We start from the raw sequence: 1,191 nt of genomic DNA on the forward strand, positions 1-1,191 counted from the left end.
GCTGGTGTCGCCCCCGGTAGGGGTTAGGAGAAGCGACACGAAGTGCGCGAAGCCTGGGGGCGAGCATTAGTCCGCGCGCTTGCCGGAGCCGGCGTCGAACCAGTGCAGCTTGTCTTCGCGAGCGGCGATCTTCACCGTGTCGCCTGCCACCGGCGGATGGTCGCCTTCGTCAGTGCGCATGATGATCTGCTCATCGCCGATGCGGCCGTACACCAGGCGCTCGGCGCCCAGCAGCTCGACCTGCTCGACCTGCACCGTCCAGCCGCTCTCGTCGAGCTTCAGGTGTTCGGGGCGGATGCCCAGGATCTGGCCGGGCCGCACGCCCGGCGCATGCTTGAGCAGGTTCATCGGCGGCGAGCCGATGAAGCTCGCCACGAAGGTGGTCGCCGGACGCGAGTACACCTCTTCGGGCGTCGCGAACTGGTCCATCACGCCGCCGTTCATCACGATGATGCGCTGCGCCAGCGTCATCGCCTCGACCTGGTCGTGCGTGACGAACAGCGAGGTGATGCCGAGTTCGCGGTGCAGCTTCTGGATTTCGAGGCGCGTCTGCGCGCGCAGCTTGGCGTCGAGGTTCGACAGCGGTTCGTCGAACAGGAAAACCTGCGGCTGGCGCACGATGGCGCGGCCCATGGCCACGCGCTGGCGCTGGCCGCCGGAGAGTTCGCGCGGCTTGCGCTCCAGCAGGTGGCCGAGTTCGAGGATCTTCGCGGCCTTGTCGACGCGCACCTTGATCTCATCGACCGGTACCTTGGCGATCTTCAGGCCGTAGGCCATGTTCGCGAACACGCTCATGTGCGGGTACAGCGCGTAGTTCTGGAACACCATGGCGATGTCGCGCTCGGAGGGTTCGAGCTGGTTCACCACCTTGCCTCCGATGGCGATCTCGCCGGCCGAGACTTCCTCCAGGCCGGCCACCATGCGCAGCAGCGTGGACTTGCCGCAGCCCGAGGGGCCGACGATCACGATGAATTCATGGTTGGCGATCTCGGCGCTCACGCCGTGGATGACCTGGTTGGCTTTCGGCCCGTGGCCGTAGCGCTTGATGACGTTGCGTAGGGAAAGTGCAGCCATGTTCTTCTCGATTTCGGCCTCGACCACGAGGCGCTGTTATTTCCAAAACCACCGCGGAACCGGCTTTGCCGGGCCGCTGGTGGTGCCCCCGGTAGGGGGAAGGCGTAGCGACACGAA

Annotated in this window: 1 protein-coding gene; it reads right to left on the reverse strand. The window is 65.9% G+C overall.

The window, feature by feature from the left end; genetic code table 11:
- Window positions 1-66: 66 nt before the first annotated feature.
- Window positions 67-1,074, reverse strand: coding sequence for a sn-glycerol-3-phosphate ABC transporter ATP-binding protein UgpC (gene ugpC, locus PMI12_RS26115; protein WP_042674438.1), 1,008 nt, complete (start codon window positions 1,072-1,074; stop codon window positions 67-69).
- Between the last annotated feature and the right edge of the window lie 117 nt (window positions 1,075-1,191).

The sequence above is a fragment of the Variovorax sp. CF313 genome, assembly GCF_000282635.1.
Lineage (GTDB): Bacteria > Pseudomonadota > Gammaproteobacteria > Burkholderiales > Burkholderiaceae_C > Variovorax.